Raw genomic sequence first — 19,189 nt, 5'->3', positions numbered from 1 at the left:
ACCCGCCTCGCCGCCGCGCTGCCGGAGCACTCGCCCGCCCGGGACCGCGCCGCGGAGTTCGCCGCACTGACCGCCGCCTGGCGCGAGCGGCTGCGCGCACGGCTGGCGGAGGGCGGCGGCTCCGCCACGGGGGTCGGCGGCTCCCCCGCCGGGGCCGAGGTCTCCGCCGCGGGGACGAGCAGCGCCGCCGGGGACGCCGACCTGCTCGTCGACCTCGCGGACACCGCGCTCGCGGACCTCTGGGTGCTCGACGACGACCTGCCCGCCCCCGTCGCCGGCTGGACCGCGAACTGGCGGTACGTGTGGCCGCGCGATGCGGCGTTCTGCGCCGTCGCCCTGGCCCGGATCGGCGCTGCCGATCGCGCCGCCGACGTGCTCGCCCACCTCCAGGACCTCCAGCAGGCCGACGGCTGGTTCGAGGCGCGCTACGTGCCCGGCACCGACCGCGCCCCCGACCGCCGCGCCCCGCAGTTCGACGGGACGGGGCTTCTGCTGTGGGCGAGCGCCGAGGCGGTCGCCGCCGCGGGCGCCGAGAGCGGGGCCGTCGCCGACCGGCTCGCACCGCTGGTGACGACCTCGTTCGCGGCGCTGCACCACGCTACCTCGGGCGGGACCGCGCTGCCCCGCCTCCCCCGACTACTGGGAGGTGCGCGAGGGCGCCGCGACCCTGTGGGGCGCGGGAGCGACCCTCGCCGGGCTGCGCGCCGGGGCGGAGCTCACCGGCACCGCCGGCGCGGTGGAGTCATCGCAGGTCTTCGCGCACCTGCTCGAGGGGACCTTCGGGCGCGGCGGCTGGCAGCGCTATCGCGACGGCGGCGGCGCCGACTCCGCACTCGCCCTGTTCGACGCGACGGGCCTGCACGGCATGATCGATCCGGCACGCCTGGGGGCGCTGCGGGGCGAGCTGTCCCGGCCCGCCGGCGGCATCGCGCCGGGCGCGGCCTGGAAGCAGGACGGGATCAGCTGGACCCCGTCGACCAGCCTGCTGGGCCTGGGCCTCGCCCGGGCCGGGGAGCACCGGGCCGCCCGCGAGGTCCTCTCCTGGCTCGCCGCGCACCGCACCGAGCAGGGCTCCCTGCCCGAGAAGGTGCTGCACGACGGCCGCCCGGCCCAGGTCGCGCCGCTGGCCTGGACCGCCGCGAACACGCTGCTGGCCCTCGACGCGCTCGCCGCCTGAGCAGCGCACCGACGCGCTCGCTCCCCGCACCGCGCACCGGGGCGGCGCGATAACTCGCTGGCACCACGGCCAGGGCGTGCCCTAGCGTGCCCGGCATGGACACCACCGGCACGCCCCACCGCACAGGCGCCGACGACGCACTGGCACGACGGCGCCGCTTCGAGGACAACCGCGCGAACTGGGACGACCGCGCCGCGCTCCACGTCGCCTCCGGCTACGGCATCGAGGAGCTCGTGGCCGACCCCGCGCTGATCAGCCCCGAGGTCGCCCAGGACCGCGAACGGCTCGGGGATCTCACCGGACGCGACGTGATCCACCTCCAGTGCCACCTCGGCACGGACACGGTGAGCCTCTCCCGGCTCGGGGCTCGCAGGACCGTCAGCGTCGACCTCTCCCCCGGCTCCCTCTCCCGTGCCCGGGAGATCGCGGACCGCGCCGGGGCCGGGATCGAGTTCGTCGAGGCGAACGTGTACGACGCCCGGGAGGCGGTGACGGGCGACTTCGACCTCGTGTACACGTCGATCGGAGTGCTCTGCTGGCTGCCGGACGTCGCCGCGTGGGCACGGGTCGTCGCCTCGCTGCTGCGCCCGGGCGGCCGCTTCCTGATCCGCGACGACCACCCGATGTTCATGGCGGTGGGTGACGACGTCTCCGACGGGCTGAAGATCGAGCAGCCCTACTTCCAGCGGGAGCAGCCGATGACCTGGGACCAGGAGGGCAGCTATGTGCCGGTCCCCGAGGGCACGCCCCGCATGACCCACACCGTCAGCCACGAGTGGAACCACTCGATCGGGGAGATCCTCACCGCGCTGCTGCAGGCCGGGCTGGTGCTGGACTCCTTCGAGGAGGTCCCGTTCGCAGCCTGGTGCCCGTGGCCCGGGCTCATTGTGCGCGACGGCGACCGCTACCGGCTGCGCGAGCACCCGGACCGGCTCGCGCTGCAGTACGTGCTCACCGCTCACCGGCCCGATTCTCCGTCGCACGGCTGAGCAGTTCCGGACAGTCGGTGCACACATGACAGCTGTCACGGCGATCCCGTGACCCGGCCCCCTCGCAGCAGGGCGCATGCCGCGAGGAGGCTGGAGCCATGATCTCGACCACGCGCTCGCCGTTCCGTCCCCTCGCCCTCTTCATGGGCGTGATGACGCTCGCCTGGGCCTCCAATGCCGCAGCGGCAGCTCCGGTGCCGGCGGCGCTGCTCGCCCTGCTGGGCCTCGCAGTGATCGTCCGCGCAGCGACGATGCGCCGTGCCGGCGACCGCTCACCCGTCGCCCGGAACGCTCCGCGCTCGGCGCCCTCGGTGCCGATCGTCACCGGCCGCACCGCCGGTCTTCTGGCCCTGGTCGAGGTGATCGGGATCCTCGTGACCGTCCTGCTCCTGGCACGGTCCGGTCTCGGGGAGCTGGTGATGCCGGCCGTCGCCGTGGTCGTCGCCGCGCACTTCGCCCTGTTCCTGCGCGTGCAGCGTTCGTGGCTGCACCTTGTCACCTCGGTGCTGGGGGTCCTCGGGGCGGGGAGCGCCCTGGTGCTCATGGCCGTCGGCGCGCTCGACCCCTCAGCCGGCCGGGCCGTGGCGGGGCTCTCGCTCGCCGCGTGCACGGCGCTCTACGGAATCGTGTTCTGCGCCCTCGTCCCCGCCCCGGTGCGGTCGGTCGCCGCCCGCTCTTGAGCACGGCGCGGCGGGCTCAGAACAGCAGCGTCGCCAGCTCCCCGACCTGGCGGAAGCCCGAGGCGGCGTAGGCCCGACGGGCCGGCTCGTTGAAGTCGTTGACGTAGAGGGAGACCTGCGGGGCGTGGTCGCGGCGCACCTGGGCGACGAGCTCGGCCATAGCGGTGCGGCCCAGCCCGTGGCCGCGACGGTCCGGGCGCACCCACACGCCGTGGATCTGGGCGACGGGGCCGAAGAGCGCGCCGACATCGGCCTTGAACAGCACCTCCCCCTCCTCGACCACCGCATAGGTGCGGCGCTGCCGGATCAGCTCCCCGGCCCGATGGCGGTAGGAGCGGCCGCCGTCGCCGAGCAGCGGATCGATCCCGACCTCCTCGCGGAACATCGCCACCGCGGCCGGGAACACGGCCGCCGCGTCCTGCGGCTCGGCGGCCCGCAGTCCGGCGCCGGGCAGGGCGGGCATCAGCGCCGGCGGGTCCGCGAGCAGCAGCGGCTGGCTCCAGCGGTGCTCGCGCACCTCCCGGTCCCAGGAGCGGCCGAGGGTCTCCCACAGTCGTTCGATCGCGGCCCGCTCCCCCACCACCGAGCTGGCCCGGCGAGGCCTGCCCGCCAGGTGCGCCCCGAACTCATCGAGCGCCCGCGGGGTCGAGGACAGCGGCGAGAGGTTCACCCCGTGCCAGAGCACGCCCTCGGGCAGGCGGTCATCGCCCACCAGGGAGAACTCCTGGGCGACGGAGGCGGAGCGGGCGGTCTCCCGCAGCCGGGCCCCGCCGAGCGCGTTGGTGACCGGGTCCCGCAGGGCGAGTTCCAGCGCCGCGTCCACCGTGCCGGGGCGCACTGCGCGCAGGCGCCCGCCCCGCCGGAACACGGCCTCAGCCCACGGAGACGGAGGGGGCACCGCCGGCGGGGACGTCCTCGCCCATCTCGGCGGCGATGCGGTTCGCCTCGGCGAGGAGGGTCTCCACGATGTCCTCCTCCTGGACGGTCTTGATGACCTCGCCCTTGACGAAGATCTGGCCCTTGCCGTTGCCGGAGGCGACGCCGAGATCGGCCTCGCGCGCCTCGCCGGGGCCGTTGACGACGCAGCCCATGACGGCGACGCGCAGCGGGACCTCGAGGTGCTTGAGCCCCTCGGTGACCTTGTCGGCGAGGGTGTAGACGTCGACCTGGGCGCGGCCGCAGGAGGGGCAGGAGACGATGTCGAGCTTGCGCGGCTTGAGGTTCAGCGACTGCAGGATCTGGTTGCCGACCTTGACCTCCTCCACAGGCGGGGCGGAGAGGGAGACGCGGATGGTGTCGCCGATGCCCTCGCCGAGCAGGATGCCGAAGGCGACCGAGGACTTGATGGTGCCCTGGAAGGCGGGGCCCGCCTCGGTGACGCCGAGGTGCAGCGGCCAGTCGCCCTCGGCGGCGAGCTGGCGGTAGGCCTCGACCATGATCACGGGGTCGTTGTGCTTGACCGAGATGCCGAAGTCGTGGAAGTCGTGCTCCTCGAAGAGGGACGCCTCCCACTTCGCGGAGGCGACGAGCGCCTCGGGCGTGACGCGGTCGCCGGTCATCATGCGCTTGTCGATCGAGCCGGCGTTCACGCCGATGCGCAGCGCGGTGCCGTGGTCCTTCGCGGCCTTGGCGATGTCCTTCACCTGGTCGTCGAAGCGGCGGATGTTGCCCGGGTTGACACGGACGCCCGCGCAGCCCGCCTCGATCGCGGCGAAGACGTACTTGGGCTGGAAGTGGATGTCGGCGATCACCGGGATCGGGGACTTCGCGGCGATCGCGACGAGCGCGTCGGCGTCCTCCTGGCGCGGGCAGGCCACGCGCACGATGTCGCAGCCGGCCGCGGTCAGCTCCGCGATCTGCTGGAGGGTCGCGTTGATGTCGTGCGTCGGAGTGGTGGTCATCGACTGCACGGTGATCGGCGCGTCGCCGCCGACGTACAGGTCGCCCAGCTTCACCTTGCGGGTCGTTCGCCGGGGGGCGAGGACCGGCGGGGGCGTCTTGACGGAGGGGATGCCGAGGCTCACGGAAGTCACCCCTCCATTATGGACCGCCGACGGGCTCCGGCGAGGCGAGGTGCGACACCTCCACCGCTCCTGCACGCACGACGTGGCCCGGGGCACAGCCCCGCAATGTCCGGTGCGCGCCGCGGACGAGCCGCCGTCGATCGAGCCGGCGCGCGTCGGACCGGCGCCTGTCGGGCCGGCCCCGAAGGACCGGGCGCGCGGCGGTCAGGGGAACAGCGTGATCGGCTTGACGATGTCGGCGTAGAGCAGCAGCAGCGTCATCACGATGAACACGAGCGCGACCGCATTGGTCAGCGGGAGCATCCGCGACATGTCCACGGGGCCGGGATCCGGGCGTCCCCGCAGCCGAGCGATCCGGCGTCGGATCCCCTCGAGCAGCGCCCCGGCGACGTGACCGCCGTCCAGCGGCAGCAGCGGGACGAGGTTGAACACGAACAGCGCCATGTTCAGCGAGGCGAGCATCGAGATCATCGTCCCGACCTTCTCGCGCAGCTCGAAGCCGGGCTCGTCGGCGGAGGCGACCTCGCCGGCCAGGCGGGAGACGCCGACGACGCCGAGCGGTCCGTCCGGGTCCCGCTCGGCGCTGCCGAAGGCGGCCTGCGCCACCTCGTACAGCCGCACCGGGAGGGTCACCACGATCTGTCCGGTGCGCACGAAGGCGTCCCACGCCATCGCGGGCACCTCGGTCGGGGACTGCGGGACGAGGTCGGGGGTGCCGGCCACGCCGAGGAACCCGACCTCCTCGGTGACCAACCTCCCGTCGGCGTCGCGCACCGCGGCGCCGTCCTGGTCCAGGACGGGCCGGGCGTCGATCACGAGGGTCGCCTCGAGCGGGATCTCCCGCCCGTCGCGCTCGACGACGACCTCGATCGTGCGGTCGTCCGCGGCGCGGACGGCCTCGGTGACGTCCTCCCAGCGCGTGATCGGGGCGCCGTCGATCTCGCGCAGCACGTCGCCGGGACGGATCCCGGCCTCGAGCGCGGGGGCCGGGGGCTGTCCCTCGCAGGAGACGTCCGCCGGCGCGTCGGCCGGGACCACGCACTCGGAGACGCTCTGCACCGTCGGCGTCACCGAGGGCAGGCCGATCCCGCTGACCAGCACCACCATCAGCAGCACGGAGATGAGCAGGTTCATGGCGGGCCCGCCGAGCATGACCACGAGCTTCTTCGGCACCGACAGCGCCACGAAGGTGCGGTGGGCGTCCTCGGGCCCGTACTGGGCGGACTCGTACGCCTTCGCGTCCTCGGACATCTCCGTCATCTGCTGGAGCAGGCCGGTGGAGTCCTCGCGGATCGTGCCCTCGGGCTCGCCCTTGTGCGGCGGGTACATGCCGATCATGCGGATGTAGCCGCCCAGCGGGATGGCCTTCAGCCCGTACTCGGTCTCGCCGCGGGTGCGGGAGAGGACCGTCGGCCCGAAGCCGATCATGTACTGGGTGACGCGGACCCCGAACAGCTTCGCGGGGACCAGGTGCCCGATCTCGTGCAGCGCGATCGAGAGGGCGAGCCCCGCCGCGATGACGAGGACGCCGAGCGCGAACAGCAGCATGCTCAGCGCGTCCGGGCCGCGAGGAGCTCGGCCGCGGCGGTGCGCGCCCAGGACTCGAGCTCGAGCAGGGCCTCGACGCCGTCGGCGCGCTCCGCGCGCGGCCGCGTCGGGAGCTCGAGCACCGCCCGGATCAGCCCGGTGATGCCGAGGAAGTCGAGGCGCCCGTCGAAGAAGGCGTCGACCGCCTCCTCGTTCACGGCGTTGTACACGGCCATCGCTCCCCCGCCCTGGCGGTGCGCGGCGCGGGCCAGCGCGATCGCGTCGAAGGTGTCCTCGTCCACGGGCTCGAAGGTCCAGGACTGGGCGGCGGAGAAGTCCAGCGGGGCGGCGAGGCCGGGGAGCTTCTCGGGATGGGCCAGGGCCCAGCCGATCGCGTGGCGCATGTCCGGCGGGCTCGCCTGGGCGATGGTGGAGCCGTCCACGAGCGTGACCATCGAGTGGACGATCGACTGGGGGTGGACGACCACCTGCACGCGCTCCTCCGGCAGGTCGAACTGGAAGCAGGCCTCGATCACCTCGAGCGCCTTGTTCACCAGGGTCGCGGAGTTCGTGGTGATGACCCGGCCCATCGACCAGGTGGGGTGGGCGAGCGCCTGCTCGGGGGTGACGCCGTCGAGCTCGGCGCGGGTGCGGCCGCGGAAGGGCCCCCCGGAGGCGGTGACCACGAGGTGGTCGATCTGGTCGTGGCGCACCCCGGCCAGGGCCTGCGCGATCGCGGTGTGCTCGGAGTCGACGGGGAGGATCTGCCCGGGCGCGGCGGCGCCGGTGACCAGGTCTCCGCCGACGACGAGGGACTCCTTGTTCGCCAGCGCGAGACGGGCCCCGGAGCGGAGCGCGGCGAGGGTGGGCAGCAGGCCGACGGAGCCGGTGATCGCGTTGAGGACCACGTCCTGCACGCCGAGGGACCCGGCGAGCTCGACGACCGCCTCGGCGCCCGCGCTGATCCGCGGCGCGGGGAGGCCGGCGGCGGAGCAGGCCGCCTCGACGGCCTCGCGCACCGCGACGACCCGGGCGGGGTCGGAGACGACGAGCTCGGCGGGGCGGTGCGCGAGCACCTGCTCGGCGACGAGGCCGGGCCGGGTGCCGCCGACGGCGAGGCCGTGGAGGGTCGCGACGTCCCCGTAGCGGGCGAGGACGTCGAGCGCCTGCGTGCCGATGGAGCCGGTGGACCCCAGCAGGACCAGGCGCCGAGGGGCGGCGCCGGTCACGGCACGGAGGCCATCACGTCCGCGACATGGTCGAGGTACACGTCGACCACGGCCTCGCGGTAGCCCTCGGGGCCGCGGCGGCGGCCGAAGGCGGCGCGGCGCACGTCGTCCACGCTCATCGGGTGGCCGTCGGTGAAGTAGGCGACGAGCTGGTCGCACAGGGCGTCGACGTCGCCCTTGTCGTAGGCGGGCTCGCCCTGCGCGGCCGGGGCGAAGCGGTCGCCCGCGGGGCGCTCGAGCCGCTCCTTGAGCGTCTCGGCACGCTCGGTGAGCTGCGCGACCCATGCCTCCTCGCCCTGGGCGGCGATGGCGTCATCGCGCGCCTGCAGCGCGAACGCGTCGGAGAGGCGGTCCAGCGCCTCGTCGACCACGCGCATGTCGTAGCCGCCGCGCTCGGTGCCGAAGCTCGCCGCCGTGATGTCGGAGCCGTCGAAGGACGGGTCGCGACCCTCGTAGGCCTTGCGGGCGCGGGAGAGGAACTCGTCGACCTCGCGCATGTCGTATCCGACGCTGAAGCGCGAGACACGCTCGAACGATGTGCTCACCTGATGGTCCTTCCTCGGTGCTGTCGGTGTCCCACTGTAGCGGCGCGGGAGGGGCGATTCGGGGAGGCGTGCTGGGCTCCGCGGTCCCGGACGGGGCCGGGCCGCAGCGTCAGTCGGCGACGGCCGAGGCGACCGCCTCGACCCGGGCGACGCGCGCCTCGCGGTCCTCGCGATGGGCGTCGGACTCGATCACCTCGGCGGCGAGCTGACCGCAGGCGCCGTCGATGTCGGAGCCGCGGGTGTCGCGGATCGTGGCGGAGATGCCGTTGTCCCGCAGGATCTCCACGAAGCGCTTCTCGACCAGGGGATCCGAGGCGGTCCACTTCGAGCCCTTGACGGGGTTCAGCGGGATGGGGTTGACGTGGATCCAGTGCGCCCCGCCCTTGGCGATCAGCCTGTCGGCGAGCAGCTGGGCGCGGTGGGCCTGGTCGTTGATGTCCCGGATCAGCGCGTACTCGATGGAGACCCGTCGGCCGGTGGTCTCGAAGTACTCCCAGGCCGCATCGAGGATCTCGTCGACGTCGAAGCGGGTGTTGATCGGCACCAGCTCGTCGCGCAGCGCATCGTCCGGGGCGTGCAGCGAGACCGCGAGGGTGACCGGGATCTTCTCCGCGGTGAGCTTGCGGACCGCCGGTGCGAGGCCGACGGTGGAGACGGTGATGTGGCGGGCGCCCATCCCGAACCCCTCCGGGGCCGGGGCGTTCAGCCGCTTGCAGGTGGTCGCGACGGGGCGGTAGTTCGCCAGCGGCTCCCCCATGCCCATGAACACGATGTTCGAGACGCGGCCGGGGCCGCCGGGCAGCTCGCCGCTCGCGAGCATCCGGTTCGCGATGCGCACCTGCTCGAGGATCTCGGCGGTGGAGAGGTTGCGGGTCAGGCCCATCTGCCCGGTCGCGCAGAAGGGGCAGTTCATGCCGCAGCCCGCCTCCGAGGAGATGCACAGGGTGACCCGGTCGCTGTAGCGCATCAGCACGGACTCGACCATCGGGCCGTCGAACAGCTTCCACAGGAACTTCTGCGTGGCGCCGTGGTCCGCGCTCTGGCGCGAGACGACGCTCAGCAGCGGCGGGAAGAAGCGGTCCACGAGCTGCTGGCGGAGGTCCTTGGGGATGTCGGTGAGGTCCTCGGGATCCGTGGTGAAGTGCTCGAAGTAGTGCACCGAGAGCTGCTTGGCGCGGAAGCCGGGCAGGCCCATCTCCTTCACCGCCTCGATCCGCTCCTCGAGCGTGAGATCGGCCAGGTGCGCCGGCGGCTTCCCACGACGGGTGGGACGCAGCTGCAGCTGGCCGGGGGCGAGGGCGACCTTCTGCCCGGGGACGGCCTCGCGGGAGAGGTCGGGGTTGCTCGTCCCTGCGGCAGGGGTGCGAGGCGGGGTCTCGTTCATGGCAGCAGTACCTCCAGCATGACGTAGGTGGTGGGGGCGGCCAGGAGGATCGAGTCCACCCGGTCCAGCACGCCCCCGTGGCCGGGCAGCAGGTGCCCCATGTCCTTGATCCCGAGGTCCCGCTTCAGCAGGGACTCGGCGAGGTCCCCGCAGGTGGAGACCACGACCAGCACCGCACCGATCGCGACTCCCACCCACCAGGGCAGCTCGAGCGCGAGCACCGCGATCAGGGTGACCATCGCGGTGCCGAGCACGAGCGAGCCCGCGAAGCCCTCCCAGCTCTTCTTCGGGCTGATGCCGGGCGCCATCGGGTGGCGGCCGAAGAGCACCCCGGCGATGTAGCCGCCGACGTCGTTGCCGACGGGGCCGAGCACGGCGAGCAGCACCAGCATGGCTCCCTGGTCCCGCTGCATCAGCAGGAGCAGGAAGCAGCCGAGGAAGGGCACCCAGGCCAGGGCGAACACTCCCCCGGCGACGTCGCGCAGGGCGGTCAGGCCCATCGACTCGCTGACCCGCCACAGGATCAGCACACAGACCGCGGCGGCGGTGGAGAGCATAAGCCCCTCCGCCCCGAACACGACGGTCGAGACGACCATCCCGATCACGCCGACCAGCAGCGGCACGGCCGGGACCTCGAGCCCTCCGTGGGCGAGCGCCCGGGTGAGCTCGAGCACCGCGGCGACCATCGCGATGGCGGCGACGAGCGGGAACGCCTGCGGCACCACCAGCACGGACAGCGCCAGCACCGCCACGAGCGCGAGGCCGACGCCGATCGCGGCGGGGAGGTTCCTGCCGGGGCCGCGCCGCTTGGCATGCTCGCCTTCCGGCGCGACAGCGACCGCCTCGATGGAGGTCGAGGCGGTCGCTGCGGCGGGGTCCGGCGCGGAGGTGCTCATCGCGGAGCGCTCACGGTCTGCACGGCGGGGCGGTGGCTCCGCGGCTCAGACGGTCTCGAGCTCGGTCTCCTTGAGGGCGAGCGCCTCGTCGACCTGCTCGATGAACTTCTTGGTCAGGGCCTCGAGGTCCTTCTCGGCGCGTGCGCCCTCGTCCTCGCCGATCTCCCCGTCCTTCACCAGCTTCTCGATGGCCTTCTTCGCATTGCCGCGGGAGCCGCGGATCGCGATGCGGCCGTCCTCGGCCTTGGTGCGGGCGAGCTTGACGTAGTCGCGGCGGCGCTCCTCGGTCAGCGCCGGCAGCACCACGCGCAGGGTGTCGCCGTTGTTGGTGGGGTTCACGCCGAGATCGGACTCGCGCAGGGCGGTCTCGGTCGCGGACATCGCCGTCTTGTCGTAGGGGGTGACGATGACGGTGCGGGCCTCGGGGAACTGCAGCGAGGCCAGCTGGTTCAGCGGGGTCGGCGCGCCGTAGTACTCGACCGTGATCCCCTGGAACATCGCGGCGCTCGCCCGGCCGGTGCGGATCGCGGTGAACTCGCCCTTGGTCACCTCGACGGTCTTGGTCATCTTGGACTGGGCGTCCTTCAGGATGCTCGCGGTGTCGTCGCTCACGGGGTGCTCCTCGGTTGTCGAAGGGTGTTCGGGTCCATTGTCCCGCACGTCGCGGCGTCCGGGCGCCGCGACCTGCGGGCCGGTGTCACTTGGTGACGACGGTGCCGATCCGGTCGCCGCGCATCGCCCGGGTGATGTTCCCCGGGGCGTCGAGGCCGAAGACCATCATCTGCTGGGCGTTGTCCATGCAGAGGCTGAAGGCGGTGGAGTCCACGACCTTGAGGCCGCGCTGGAGCGCGTCGCCGTAGGTGACGTGCTCGAGCTTCGTGGCGTCGGGGTTGGTGCGGGGGTCGGCGTCGTAGACGCCGTCGACGCCGTTCTTCGCCATCAGGACCTCCTCGCAGCCGATCTCGAGCGCGCGCTGGACGGCGACGGTGTCGGTGGAGAAGTAGGGCATGCCGGCGCCCGCGCCGAAGATGACCACGCGCCCCTTCTCCAGGTGGCGCACCGCGCGCAGCGGGATGTACGGCTCGGCGACCTGGCCCATCTCGATCGCGGTCTGGACCCGGGTGGAGACCCCGCGCTGCTCGAGGAAGTCCTGCAGGGCCAGGCAGTTCATGACCGTGCCGAGCATTCCCATGTAGTCCGCGCGACGGCGGTCCATGCCGCGCTGGGACAGCTCGGCGCCGCGGAAGAAGTTGCCGCCGCCGACGACGATCGCGCACTGGACGCCCTGGGCCACGCCCTCGGCGATCTCCGCCGCGATGCGGGAGACCACATCGGGGTCGACGCCCACGGCGCCTCCCCCGAAGGCCTCGCCCGAGAGCTTCAGGAGGACGCGTCGCCCGTCCTGTCGCTTGGGCAGAACAGGGATGGGGGACGTGAACGTCTGGGTCATGGGAGGGGTCCTTCCGCGCGGGGTCCTCGGCGATGATACCGGCGCGGCCCCGCACCGATGGTGCGGGGCCGCAGGGCGGTGGCCACGCTCACGTGGCCGGCGGGCGGGGAGGGCGCGCAGCGCGCCCGGCCCGGCCCGGTGGCGTCAGTTGCCGACGCGGAAGCGGACGAAGCCGGTGACGGTGCCGCCGACCTCCTCGACGACCTGGCCGACGGACTTCTTCGGGTCCTTCGCGAAGGCCTGGTCGAGCAGGACGTTCTCCTTGTAGAACCCGTTCAGGCGGCCCTCGACGATCTTGGGGATCGCCTTCTCGGGCTTGCCCTCGTTCTCGGCGGTCTCCTGCGCGATGCGGCGCTCGTTGTCGACGAGCTCGGCGGGGACCTCGTCGCGGCTCAGGTACGCGGGGGTGAACGCGGCGATGTGCATCGCGACGTCGCGCGCGACCTCGGCGCCGGCCGCGTCGGTCGCGACCAGCACGCCGACCTGCGGGGGCAGGTCCTTGTTGGTGCGGTGCATGTACTCGGTGACGGCCTCACCGGAGACGCGGCCGATGCGGCGCACCAGGATCTTCTCGCCCATGGAGGCGCCGGCGTTGGTCAGCGCCTCGCCGAAGGGGGTCTCGGCGAGCTGCTCGGGCTCGGTGGCGCCGGACTCGACGGCGGCGGCCACGGCCTCGTCGCCGAGCGCCACGAACTTGTCGTTCTTGGCGACGAAGTCGGTCTCGGAGTTGAGCTCGACGAGGGTGCCGGTGCGGCCCTCGGCGCTGTCGCGGATGTCGAAGGCGATGAGGCCCTCGGAGGCGGTGCGGCCCTCGCGCTTGGCGATGCCCTTGAGGCCCTTGACGCGGATGACCTCGACGGCCTTGGCCTTGTCGCCGTCCGCCTCGTCGAGCGCCTTCTTGACGTCGAGCATGCCCGCGCCGGTGGCCTCGCGGATCTCCTTGATGTCTGCTGCCGTGTAGTTGGCCATGTTCCTCTTCCTTGTGGGAGCTGCTTCGGGAGGTGGCGGGAGGCGATCGGCCTCCCCGTGGAGGGGCCCGGGACCGACGTGTCGGTCCCGGGCCCGCGGATCACTCGGCGGCGGGGGCCTCGGTGGAGGTCTCCTCGGAGGACTCCGCGGCGGGGGCCTCCTCGGCGGGCTTCTCCTCGGCGGCGGCAACGGACTCCTCGGCGGGAGCGTCCTGGGACTGGACCTCGGACTGCTTGAGCAGCTCCTGCTCCCACTCGGCCAGCGGCTCGGCGTCCACGGCGGAGACGTTCTTCTCGCCGCCGGTGGACTTGGCGTGACGCTCCTGGAGGCCGGCGGCGACCGCGTCGGCGACCACGCGGGTCAGCAGGGTGACGGAGCGGATCGCGTCGTCGTTGCCCGGGATCGGGTAGGTGATCTCGTCGGGATCGCAGTTGGTGTCCAGGATCGCGACGACGGGGATGTTGAGCTTCTGCGCCTCGTCGACGGCGAGGTGCTCCTTGTTGGTGTCCACGACCCAGAGGGCGGAGGGGGCCTTGCCCATGTCGCGGATGCCGCCGAGGGTCTTCTCGAGCTTGTCCTTCTCGCGGCGCATCATCAGCAGCTCCTTCTTGGTGCGGCCGGAGGAGGCCACATCGTCGAAGTCGATCTGCTCGAGCTCCTTGAGGCGGTTCACGCGCGCGGAGACGGTCTGCAGGTTGGTGAGCATGCCGCCCAGCCAGCGCTGGTTCACGTAGGGCATGCCCACGCGGGTGGCCTGCTCCTGCACGGACTCCTGCGCCTGCTTCTTGGTGCCGACGAACAGGATGGTGCCGCCGTGGGCGACGGTCTGCTTGACGAAGTCGTAGGCCTTGTCGATGTACGACAGGGTCTGCATGAGGTCGACGATGTAGATGCCGTTGCGCTCGGTGAAGATGAAGCGACGGACCTTCGGGTTCCAACGACGGGTCTGGTGACCGAAGTGGACGCCGCTCTCCAGGAGCTGGCGCATGGTGACGACTGCCATGATGGTGTCCTCTGTTCTCCGGTCCTGGGCTCGCACGGCGCGCCCGAAGGCGTCCGCGGTCATCGCGCAGGACCTGCTTTCTCGGTTGTTCCCCCGCCACCGGTCGGTGCGGGGCCTGGTGCCCGGGTGCCGGCCGCCCTGCACCTGCCTCCGCACGGGGCGGGGACGGGAAGGACCGATGGCCGACGAGCCCTGGTGGGCACGCGAAGTCATCCGGACGGACCGGATGCTGAGTGGAGTCTATCGGACGCCGCCGCCTCCTCGCGCGCGTCCTGCGTCACCCCCGTCCCGGCGAATCCTCGCCGGGCCCCGTGGGTCGCCTCCGTCCCGGCGAGTCCTCGCCGGGTCCTCGCGCGACCTCTCCTCCACAGACCCCGCGGGTCCACCGCCGCCGGGCGGGGCTCGCCGAGCCGCGGCGGGGCGCGGACGATGCCGACATGATCCCCTCGTCGGCGCCTCCGCCCTCTCCCCCGCCCCTGTCCCTGCCCGCCTCCCCGGCGTCGCGGGTGCTCGCGCTGCTGGTGCTGCTCCTGCCGGTGGTCGTGATGCCGTCCGCCGCGGCGCGGGCGGACGGTCCGCGCTGGCAGTGGCCGGTGCCGCCGCCGCACGAGGTGATCGCGCCCTTCGACGCGCCGGCGACGCCCTACGGCCCCGGCCATCGCGGGATCGACATCGCGGTCCCGGGCGGTGCGGAGGTCCGGGCGGTCGAGGGCGGGACCGTGCGGTTCAGCGGGTCGGTCGCCGGGCGCGGCGTCGTCTCGGTGGTGCATGCCGACGGGCTGATCTCGACCTACGAGCCGGTCGACGGTGGGGTGCGCGCCGGGGACCCGGTCGGGGCCGGTCAGGTGCTCGGCACCCTCGAGGGCTCCTCGCCCGCCTCCCACTGCGCCGGTCGGGACTGTCTGCATCTGGGTGCTCGACGGGGCGAGCTCTATGTCGACCCGCTGCTGCTGCTCGGCGGGCGCGGGCCGAGCGTCCTGCTGCCGTGGGCAGGCGACGTGTCCGGAGGCGATGCGGGAGCGGCCGGGCCGAGAGCCTCCGCCGATGCCGGGGCAGGGCCTGCGGGGACGGCGTCGGGAGCAGGAGCGAGTGCGGGGCCTGCAGCAGGGGCGGGAATGCCGTCCCGGGCGGTCGCTCCGGTCAGCGCTTCGGTCGGCGCTCAGGTCGCACGTCACGGCGCGCGGGCGGTCGCCCTGGCCTGACCGTGCCCGGGGCCGCCAGGGCTGCACGGCCCGGGACCGTCGGGACCGCGGGGGCGCCGGGGCTCCAGGGCCGAGGACCGTCGGCGATGGTGGCGAGCCCGGCGCGACGGGCGCGGGCGCGGTGCGTCTGCCGAGGATCAGGCTCGCGGATGCGCCTGCTCGACGGTGCTGCGCAGTCGCTCTGCACTGACATGGGTGTAGATCTGCGTGGTGGCGAGCGAGGAGTGCCCGAGGAAGTCCTGGACACTGCGGAGGTCCGCGCCGCCCTCGACGAGGTGGGTGGCCGCGCTGTGCCGCAGGGTGTGCGGGGTGACGTGGCGGGCGATCCCGGCGCGGGCCGCGTAGCGGTCCACGAGGGTGCGCACGGCGCGGTCCCCGAGCCTCCCGCCCCGCACCCCGAGGAAGAGCGCCCGCCCCGGCGCCTTCGCTCGGCGCGCCGCGGAGGTCCCGGCCCGACCGTTCCCCGGGGCCTGTGCCGTGCCTCGACCGGCGGCGGTCGCTCCGGCGAGCACCGGCCTGCCCTCCGTCTCCCAGCGGCGCAGCGCCTCCAGGGCGGGGACGCCGACGGGGACGATCCGCTCCTTGTCGCCCTTGCCGCGCACGCGGACGGTGCCCTGGGCCATGTCGATCCCGCCCAGGTCGAGGGCCACGAGCTCGGAGACGCGCAGGCCGGAGGAGTAGAGCAGCTCGAGCACGGCGGCGTCGCGCAGCTGCACCGCGCGCTGGACGGGATCGACCGCGGACGGCTCCTCGGCGGGCGCTCCGCCTGCGGCGGTGCCCTCCCCAGCCGTGGCCCCCGGCGTCGGGGTGCCGCCTCGTGCCGGGGCGGCGTCCTCGGAGTCCGTGTCGGCGCCCGGTGCCGGGACGTCGCTCCTCCTCGGCGCGGGCTCGGTGACGATCCCGTCGAGGAGCGCGCCGGCCTGCTCGTCGGTGAGGACGGTGGGCAGGTGCCGGCCGCGGCGGGGCGCGCGGAGCCGGCCGCCGACGTCGTGCGGGATCCTGCCGGTGGAGGCGAGCCAGGTGGTGAACGTCCGCGCAGCCGCGGCGGAGCGGGCGAGGGTGCTCGCGCCGGCCCCGGTCTCCGCGCGAGCGCCGAGCCAGGAGCGCAGCGCGGTCACGTCGAGCTCGGCCGGGGCGATCCGCTCGACCTCCCGCAGATGCGCCAGCAGCGCCGCGGCCTCGCGGCGGTAGGCCCGGACGGTGTGCTCGGACCTGCCTCGTTCGAGGTCGAGATGGGCGGCGAAGGCGTCGACGATCTGCTCGTCGGTCTCCGTCGCGCGCTCCGTGCTCATCCCGTCATTCTCGCCCATCCTCGCTGCCGGGGGCAGTGCTCCCGCCCAGCCGGCCGTCAGCCCGTGCGGCGAGTGCGCCGCACCCGCTGCCCTCCCTGCTCGATCAGGCCCAGCAGCTCGAGCCGGGCCAGCGCTGCGCCGACCTCACGCGGCGCGAAGCCGATCTCGTCCGCGAGGCGGCCCGGGGAGATGCCCGAGCGGGGCGGGACGGCATCGAGCACACGCCGATCCGCTGGTGAGAGCAGATCGAGCTCGTCCTGGCGGGCGAAGCTCCCCTCCCCTGCGGCGGGCCCTCCGGGCAGCAGGTCCAGCAGCTCGGCGGGCTCGGTGACGAGCACCGCGCCGCGTTCGCGGATCAGGCGGTGGCAGCCGGCGCTGGCCGCGGAGGTGACCGGGCCGGGCACCGCTCCGACCGGTCGGGAGAGCTGATCGGCGAGCCGCGCCGTGGACAGGGCCCCGGAGCGCCAGGCCGCCTCGACGACCACCACCGCGCGGGACAGGGCGGCGATCAGCCGGTTGCGGGCCAGGAACCTCCACCGTGTGGGGGCGGTGCCCATCGGGGCCTCGCTGAGCAGGAGGTGCTGCTCGCGGATCCGCTCGAGCAGCTGCGTGTTCCCGCGGGGGTAGAGGCGGTCGAGCCCGCCGGCGAGAACGGCCAGGGTCGCGCCGTCCTGGGCGGCGAGCGCCCCGCGGTGCGCCGCGGCGTCGATGCCGTACGCGCCGCCGGAGACGACGGTCCCGCCGGCGCCCGCGAAGGCGGCGCCGAGGGAGGAGGCGACGTCCTCCCCGTAGGGGGTCGAGGCGCGGGAGCCGACGAGCGCCGCGGCGCGCTCCCCGGCCAGGCGGTCGAGCCGGGCGGGGCCCTGCACCCACAGGCAGTGCGGGGCGGTCTCCTGGAGGTCGTCGAGGGCGATCGGCCACTCCTCGTCCCCGGGGATCAGGACTCGGATCCTCCGTCGGTCGGCGTCCTCCAGCACCGCCTCGACGTCGACGGCGGCGAGCCGGCCGCGCCAGCGCTGGAGGGCGCGGGAGGCGCGGGCGCCGGGCGTGCCGGCGCCGGGGTCGGCGGCCTCGGCCGGCACCTGTCCGTCCAGCGCGGCGAGCAGCTCGGTCGGCGTCGCCTCCCGCGCGAGCTCGAGCGCGGCGCGGGATCCGAGCCGTTCCCGCGCCATGAGCGCGACGGCGTCGGACGGCTCGGCGAGCAGGGACCAGGTGAGCCGGGCCCGGCGCTCGGTCTCGTGCGTGATGTCGGGGTTCTCGGGGTTCTCGGGGTTCTCGGGGTTCTCGGTCATCGGGCGTCCGCCTGTCGCAGGGTGAGGGCCTCGCCGATGTGCAGGGCGTCGGGACGATCCTCGCCGTCGAGGTCGGCGAGGGTCCAGGCCAGGCGCAGCACGCGGTCGTGGCCGCGCAGGGTCAGCCGGCCCTGGCTGAGGGAGTGGCGCAGCAGCGCGAGGTCCGCCGGGGCGGGGGCGAACTCGGTCCGCAGCAGCGGGCCGGGAAGGTGGGCGTTGGTGCTCCAGCCGCGTCCCTCGTAGCGGTGGGCCTGGCGGGTGCGGGCCCGGCCGACGCGGGCGGCGATCGCGGCGCTGGGCTCGGCGGGCTCGGCGCCGCTGCGGTGGAGGTCCACCGGTCCGACGTCGACGCGCATGTCGATCCGGTCCATCACGGGCCCGGAGAGCCGGGAGAGGTAGCGGCGACGCTGCAGCGGGGTGCAGGTGCACTTCTCGCCCTTTCCCCAGGCATTCCCGCAGGGACAGGGGTTCGCGGCCAGGACCAGCTGGAAGCGGGCCGGGTAGCGGGTGACCCCGCGTGCCCGGTGCAGGGTGATGTCCCCGGTCTCCAGGGGTTCGCGCAGCGCCTCGAGCACCCGGGCGGAGAACTCCGGCGCCTCGTCGAGGAAGAGCACCCCGCAGTGGGCGCGGGAGATCGCGCCGGGCCGGGCGAGCCCTCCTCCCCCGCCGACGATCGCGGCGGCGGTGGCGGTGTGGTGGGGGCTCTCCAGCGGCGGGGTGCGCAGGAGGCCGCCGCGGGCGTCGAAGCGGCCGTCGAGCGAGTGGACGGCGGAGACGTCCAGGGCGTCCTCGGTGCTCAGCTCGGGCAGGATGCCGGGCAGGCGCGCGGCGATCATCGTCTTGCCGGCGCCGGGCGGTCCCTGCAGCAGCAGATGGTGGGCGCCTGCGGCGGCGACCTCCGCGGCACGGCGGGCCTGCTCCTGGCCGATCACGTCGGCGAAGTCGACCGCGCTGCCCGCTCCCCGCTCCACCGCGGCGCCCGCGGGCAGCGGCTCGCGGGCGGGGGACGGCGGGACGTCCGCGCCGAAGCGGTGCAGGAGGGTGGTGAGGTCGGGCGCCGCGTCCACCTCGATGCCGCCGACGAGTCGGGCCTCGGCGAGGTTCGCCTCGGGGACCACGGCGCGGGAGAGCCCCAGACCGCGGGCGGCGAGCAGGGCGGGCAGCACCCCGGGGACGGGACGCAGCCTCCCGTCGAGCCCGAGCTCGCCGAGCAGCACGGTGTCGGAGGGGACGTGGGTGAGCAGGTCGCCCTGCGCGTCGAGGACCGCGAGCGCGATCGCGAGGTCGAAGCCGGAGCCGTGCTTCGGCCGCCAGGCCGGGGTCATGTTCACGGTGATCCGGCGCTGGGCGAGGCGGAGGCCGCTGCGGGCCGCGGCGGCGCGGACCCTGTCCTTGGCCTGGAGGGTGGAGGAGTCCGGCAGGCCCACGAGCGAGAACGCGGGCAGGCCCTGAGAGACGTCGGCCTCGACCTCGACCAGGGTGCCCTCGAGGCCGGTGAGGCTGATCGAGAGGGTGCGCGCCTGGCCCATC

General features: G+C 74.0%; 18 protein-coding genes and 1 pseudogene. 4 read left to right on the top strand and 15 right to left on the bottom strand.

Going from position 1 to position 19,189, the window contains the following annotated elements; genetic code table 11:
• Nucleotides 1-384, bottom strand: a pseudogene (locus Y09_RS17865) (hypothetical protein); the annotation flags it as partial.
• A 262-nt stretch (nt 385-646) separates the two neighbouring features.
• On the opposite strand from Y09_RS17865, the gene Y09_RS17670 reads away from it, so the two are divergent.
• The 3 genes from Y09_RS17670 (at nt 647) to Y09_RS09525 (ending at nt 2,846) form a co-directional block, all read left to right on the top strand.
• Nucleotides 647-1,177, top strand: a complete 531-nt coding sequence (locus tag Y09_RS17670) for a hypothetical protein (protein ID WP_053917495.1) — start codon at nt 647-649, stop codon at nt 1,175-1,177.
• A gap of 95 nt (nt 1,178-1,272) precedes the next feature.
• On the top strand, nt 1,273-2,166 hold the full coding sequence (locus Y09_RS09530; protein WP_053917494.1) for a class I SAM-dependent methyltransferase: 894 nt from the start codon (nt 1,273-1,275) through the stop codon (nt 2,164-2,166).
• A gap of 98 nt (nt 2,167-2,264) precedes the next feature.
• Nucleotides 2,265-2,846 (top strand): hypothetical protein, encoded by a 582-nt coding sequence (locus Y09_RS09525; RefSeq protein WP_053917493.1) that lies wholly within the window; start codon nt 2,265-2,267, stop codon nt 2,844-2,846.
• A gap of 16 nt (nt 2,847-2,862) precedes the next feature.
• Here the strand turns inward: Y09_RS09525 and Y09_RS09520 are convergent, their stop codons facing one another.
• The 11 genes from Y09_RS09520 to rpsB all read right to left on the bottom strand — a co-directional run bounded on the left by Y09_RS09520 (nt 2,863) and on the right by rpsB (nt 13,873).
• Nucleotides 2,863-3,714, bottom strand: coding sequence for a DUF4081 domain-containing GNAT family N-acetyltransferase (locus Y09_RS09520; RefSeq protein WP_053917492.1), 852 nt, complete (start codon nt 3,712-3,714; stop codon nt 2,863-2,865).
• A gap of 4 nt (nt 3,715-3,718) precedes the next feature.
• Entirely contained in the window at nt 3,719-4,879 is a 1,161-nt protein-coding gene (gene ispG, locus Y09_RS09515) for a flavodoxin-dependent (E)-4-hydroxy-3-methylbut-2-enyl-diphosphate synthase (RefSeq protein WP_010551365.1), read from the bottom strand.
• Nucleotides 4,880-5,074: 195 nt separating this feature from the next.
• Nucleotides 5,075-6,418 carry an RIP metalloprotease gene (locus tag Y09_RS09510; protein ID WP_053917491.1) on the bottom strand — a complete coding sequence of 448 codons (1,344 nt, stop codon included), beginning with the start codon at nt 6,416-6,418 and terminating at the stop codon, nt 5,075-5,077.
• A 2-nt stretch (nt 6,419-6,420) separates the two neighbouring features.
• Nucleotides 6,421-7,626: a 1-deoxy-D-xylulose-5-phosphate reductoisomerase gene (dxr, locus tag Y09_RS09505; protein WP_053917490.1), complete on the bottom strand. Its 1,206-nt coding sequence runs from the start codon at nt 7,624-7,626 to the stop codon at nt 6,421-6,423.
• A complete protein-coding gene (locus Y09_RS09500; protein WP_010551362.1) occupies nt 7,623-8,171 on the bottom strand; it encodes a DivIVA domain-containing protein in 549 nt (182 codons plus the stop codon). The genes dxr and Y09_RS09500 overlap by 4 nt, the downstream gene beginning before the upstream one ends.
• A gap of 109 nt (nt 8,172-8,280) precedes the next feature.
• On the bottom strand, nt 8,281-9,555 hold the full coding sequence (gene rlmN, locus Y09_RS09495; protein WP_010551361.1) for a 23S rRNA (adenine(2503)-C(2))-methyltransferase RlmN: 1,275 nt from the start codon (nt 9,553-9,555) through the stop codon (nt 8,281-8,283).
• Entirely contained in the window at nt 9,552-10,451 is a 900-nt protein-coding gene (locus Y09_RS09490) for a phosphatidate cytidylyltransferase (protein ID WP_053917489.1), read from the bottom strand. The genes rlmN and Y09_RS09490 overlap by 4 nt, the downstream gene beginning before the upstream one ends.
• A gap of 45 nt (nt 10,452-10,496) precedes the next feature.
• The gene (gene frr / locus Y09_RS09485) at nt 10,497-11,063 is read right to left on the bottom strand and encodes a ribosome recycling factor (RefSeq protein WP_053917488.1); all 567 of its coding nucleotides are present in this window, start codon (nt 11,061-11,063) and stop codon (nt 10,497-10,499) included.
• Between the two features lie 85 nt (nt 11,064-11,148).
• On the bottom strand, nt 11,149-11,901 hold the full coding sequence (gene pyrH, locus Y09_RS09480; protein WP_010551358.1) for a UMP kinase: 753 nt from the start codon (nt 11,899-11,901) through the stop codon (nt 11,149-11,151).
• Nucleotides 11,902-12,045: 144 nt separating this feature from the next.
• Complete coding sequence (gene tsf / locus Y09_RS09475; RefSeq protein WP_053917487.1) at nt 12,046-12,870, bottom strand: translation elongation factor Ts; 825 nt, start codon at nt 12,868-12,870, stop codon at nt 12,046-12,048.
• A gap of 100 nt (nt 12,871-12,970) precedes the next feature.
• A complete protein-coding gene (rpsB, locus tag Y09_RS09470) occupies nt 12,971-13,873 on the bottom strand; it encodes a 30S ribosomal protein S2 (protein WP_029360685.1) in 903 nt (300 codons plus the stop codon).
• 437 nt (nt 13,874-14,310) lie between these two features.
• Between rpsB and Y09_RS09465 the strand changes: the two genes are divergently transcribed.
• Nucleotides 14,311-15,075 (top strand): murein hydrolase activator EnvC, encoded by a 765-nt coding sequence (locus Y09_RS09465; RefSeq protein ID WP_053917486.1) that lies wholly within the window; start codon nt 14,311-14,313, stop codon nt 15,073-15,075.
• A 137-nt stretch (nt 15,076-15,212) separates the two neighbouring features.
• On the opposite strand, the gene Y09_RS09460 is transcribed toward Y09_RS09465, so the two are convergent.
• From Y09_RS09460 to Y09_RS09450, 3 genes are read right to left on the bottom strand one after another with little or no spacing between them, the layout of a single operon-like run.
• Nucleotides 15,213-16,367 carry a tyrosine recombinase XerC gene (locus tag Y09_RS09460; protein WP_053917485.1) on the bottom strand — a complete coding sequence of 385 codons (1,155 nt, stop codon included), beginning with the start codon at nt 16,365-16,367 and terminating at the stop codon, nt 15,213-15,215.
• 56 nt (nt 16,368-16,423) lie between these two features.
• Nucleotides 16,424-17,659 carry a DNA-processing protein DprA gene (gene dprA / locus Y09_RS09455; RefSeq protein ID WP_053917484.1) on the bottom strand — a complete coding sequence of 412 codons (1,236 nt, stop codon included), beginning with the start codon at nt 17,657-17,659 and terminating at the stop codon, nt 16,424-16,426.
• Complete coding sequence (locus Y09_RS09450) at nt 17,656-19,188, bottom strand: YifB family Mg chelatase-like AAA ATPase (RefSeq protein WP_053917483.1); 1,533 nt, start codon at nt 19,186-19,188, stop codon at nt 17,656-17,658. Before Y09_RS09450 ends, dprA begins: the two co-directional genes overlap by 4 nt.
• Between the last annotated feature and the right edge of the window lies 1 nt (nt 19,189).

Source organism: Brachybacterium sp. SW0106-09 (assembly GCF_001293905.1).
GTDB lineage: Bacteria > Actinomycetota > Actinomycetes > Actinomycetales > Dermabacteraceae > Brachybacterium > Brachybacterium conglomeratum.
This window is presented reverse-complemented; position numbering and strand designations above follow the sequence as displayed.

What these genes read in the sequence shown, in the direction of transcription:
- Y09_RS09510 (WP_053917491.1), bottom strand. Translation starts at nt 6,418, where the DNA reads ATGCTGCTGTTCGCGCTCGGCGTCCTCGTCATCGCGGCGGGGCTCGCC.
- Y09_RS09465 (WP_053917486.1), top strand. Translation starts at nt 14,311, where the DNA reads ATGATCCCCTCGTCGGCGCCTCCGCCCTCTCCCCCGCCCCTGTCCCTG.
- Y09_RS09490 (WP_053917489.1), bottom strand. Translation starts at nt 10,451, where the DNA reads ATGAGCACCTCCGCGCCGGACCCCGCCGCAGCGACCGCCTCGACCTCC.
- pyrH (WP_010551358.1), bottom strand. Translation starts at nt 11,901, where the DNA reads ATGACCCAGACGTTCACGTCCCCCATCCCTGTTCTGCCCAAGCGACAG.
- Y09_RS09530 (WP_053917494.1), top strand. Translation starts at nt 1,273, where the DNA reads ATGGACACCACCGGCACGCCCCACCGCACAGGCGCCGACGACGCACTG.
- Y09_RS09450 (WP_053917483.1), bottom strand. Translation starts at nt 19,188, where the DNA reads ATGGGCCAGGCGCGCACCCTCTCGATCAGCCTCACCGGCCTCGAGGGC.
- dprA (WP_053917484.1), bottom strand. Translation starts at nt 17,659, where the DNA reads ATGACCGAGAACCCCGAGAACCCCGAGAACCCCGAGAACCCCGACATC.
- rpsB (WP_029360685.1), bottom strand. Translation starts at nt 13,873, where the DNA reads ATGGCAGTCGTCACCATGCGCCAGCTCCTGGAGAGCGGCGTCCACTTC.
- tsf (WP_053917487.1), bottom strand. Translation starts at nt 12,870, where the DNA reads ATGGCCAACTACACGGCAGCAGACATCAAGGAGATCCGCGAGGCCACC.
- Y09_RS09525 (WP_053917493.1), top strand. Translation starts at nt 2,265, where the DNA reads ATGATCTCGACCACGCGCTCGCCGTTCCGTCCCCTCGCCCTCTTCATG.
- Y09_RS09460 (WP_053917485.1), bottom strand. Translation starts at nt 16,367, where the DNA reads ATGAGCACGGAGCGCGCGACGGAGACCGACGAGCAGATCGTCGACGCC.
- rlmN (WP_010551361.1), bottom strand. Translation starts at nt 9,555, where the DNA reads ATGAACGAGACCCCGCCTCGCACCCCTGCCGCAGGGACGAGCAACCCC.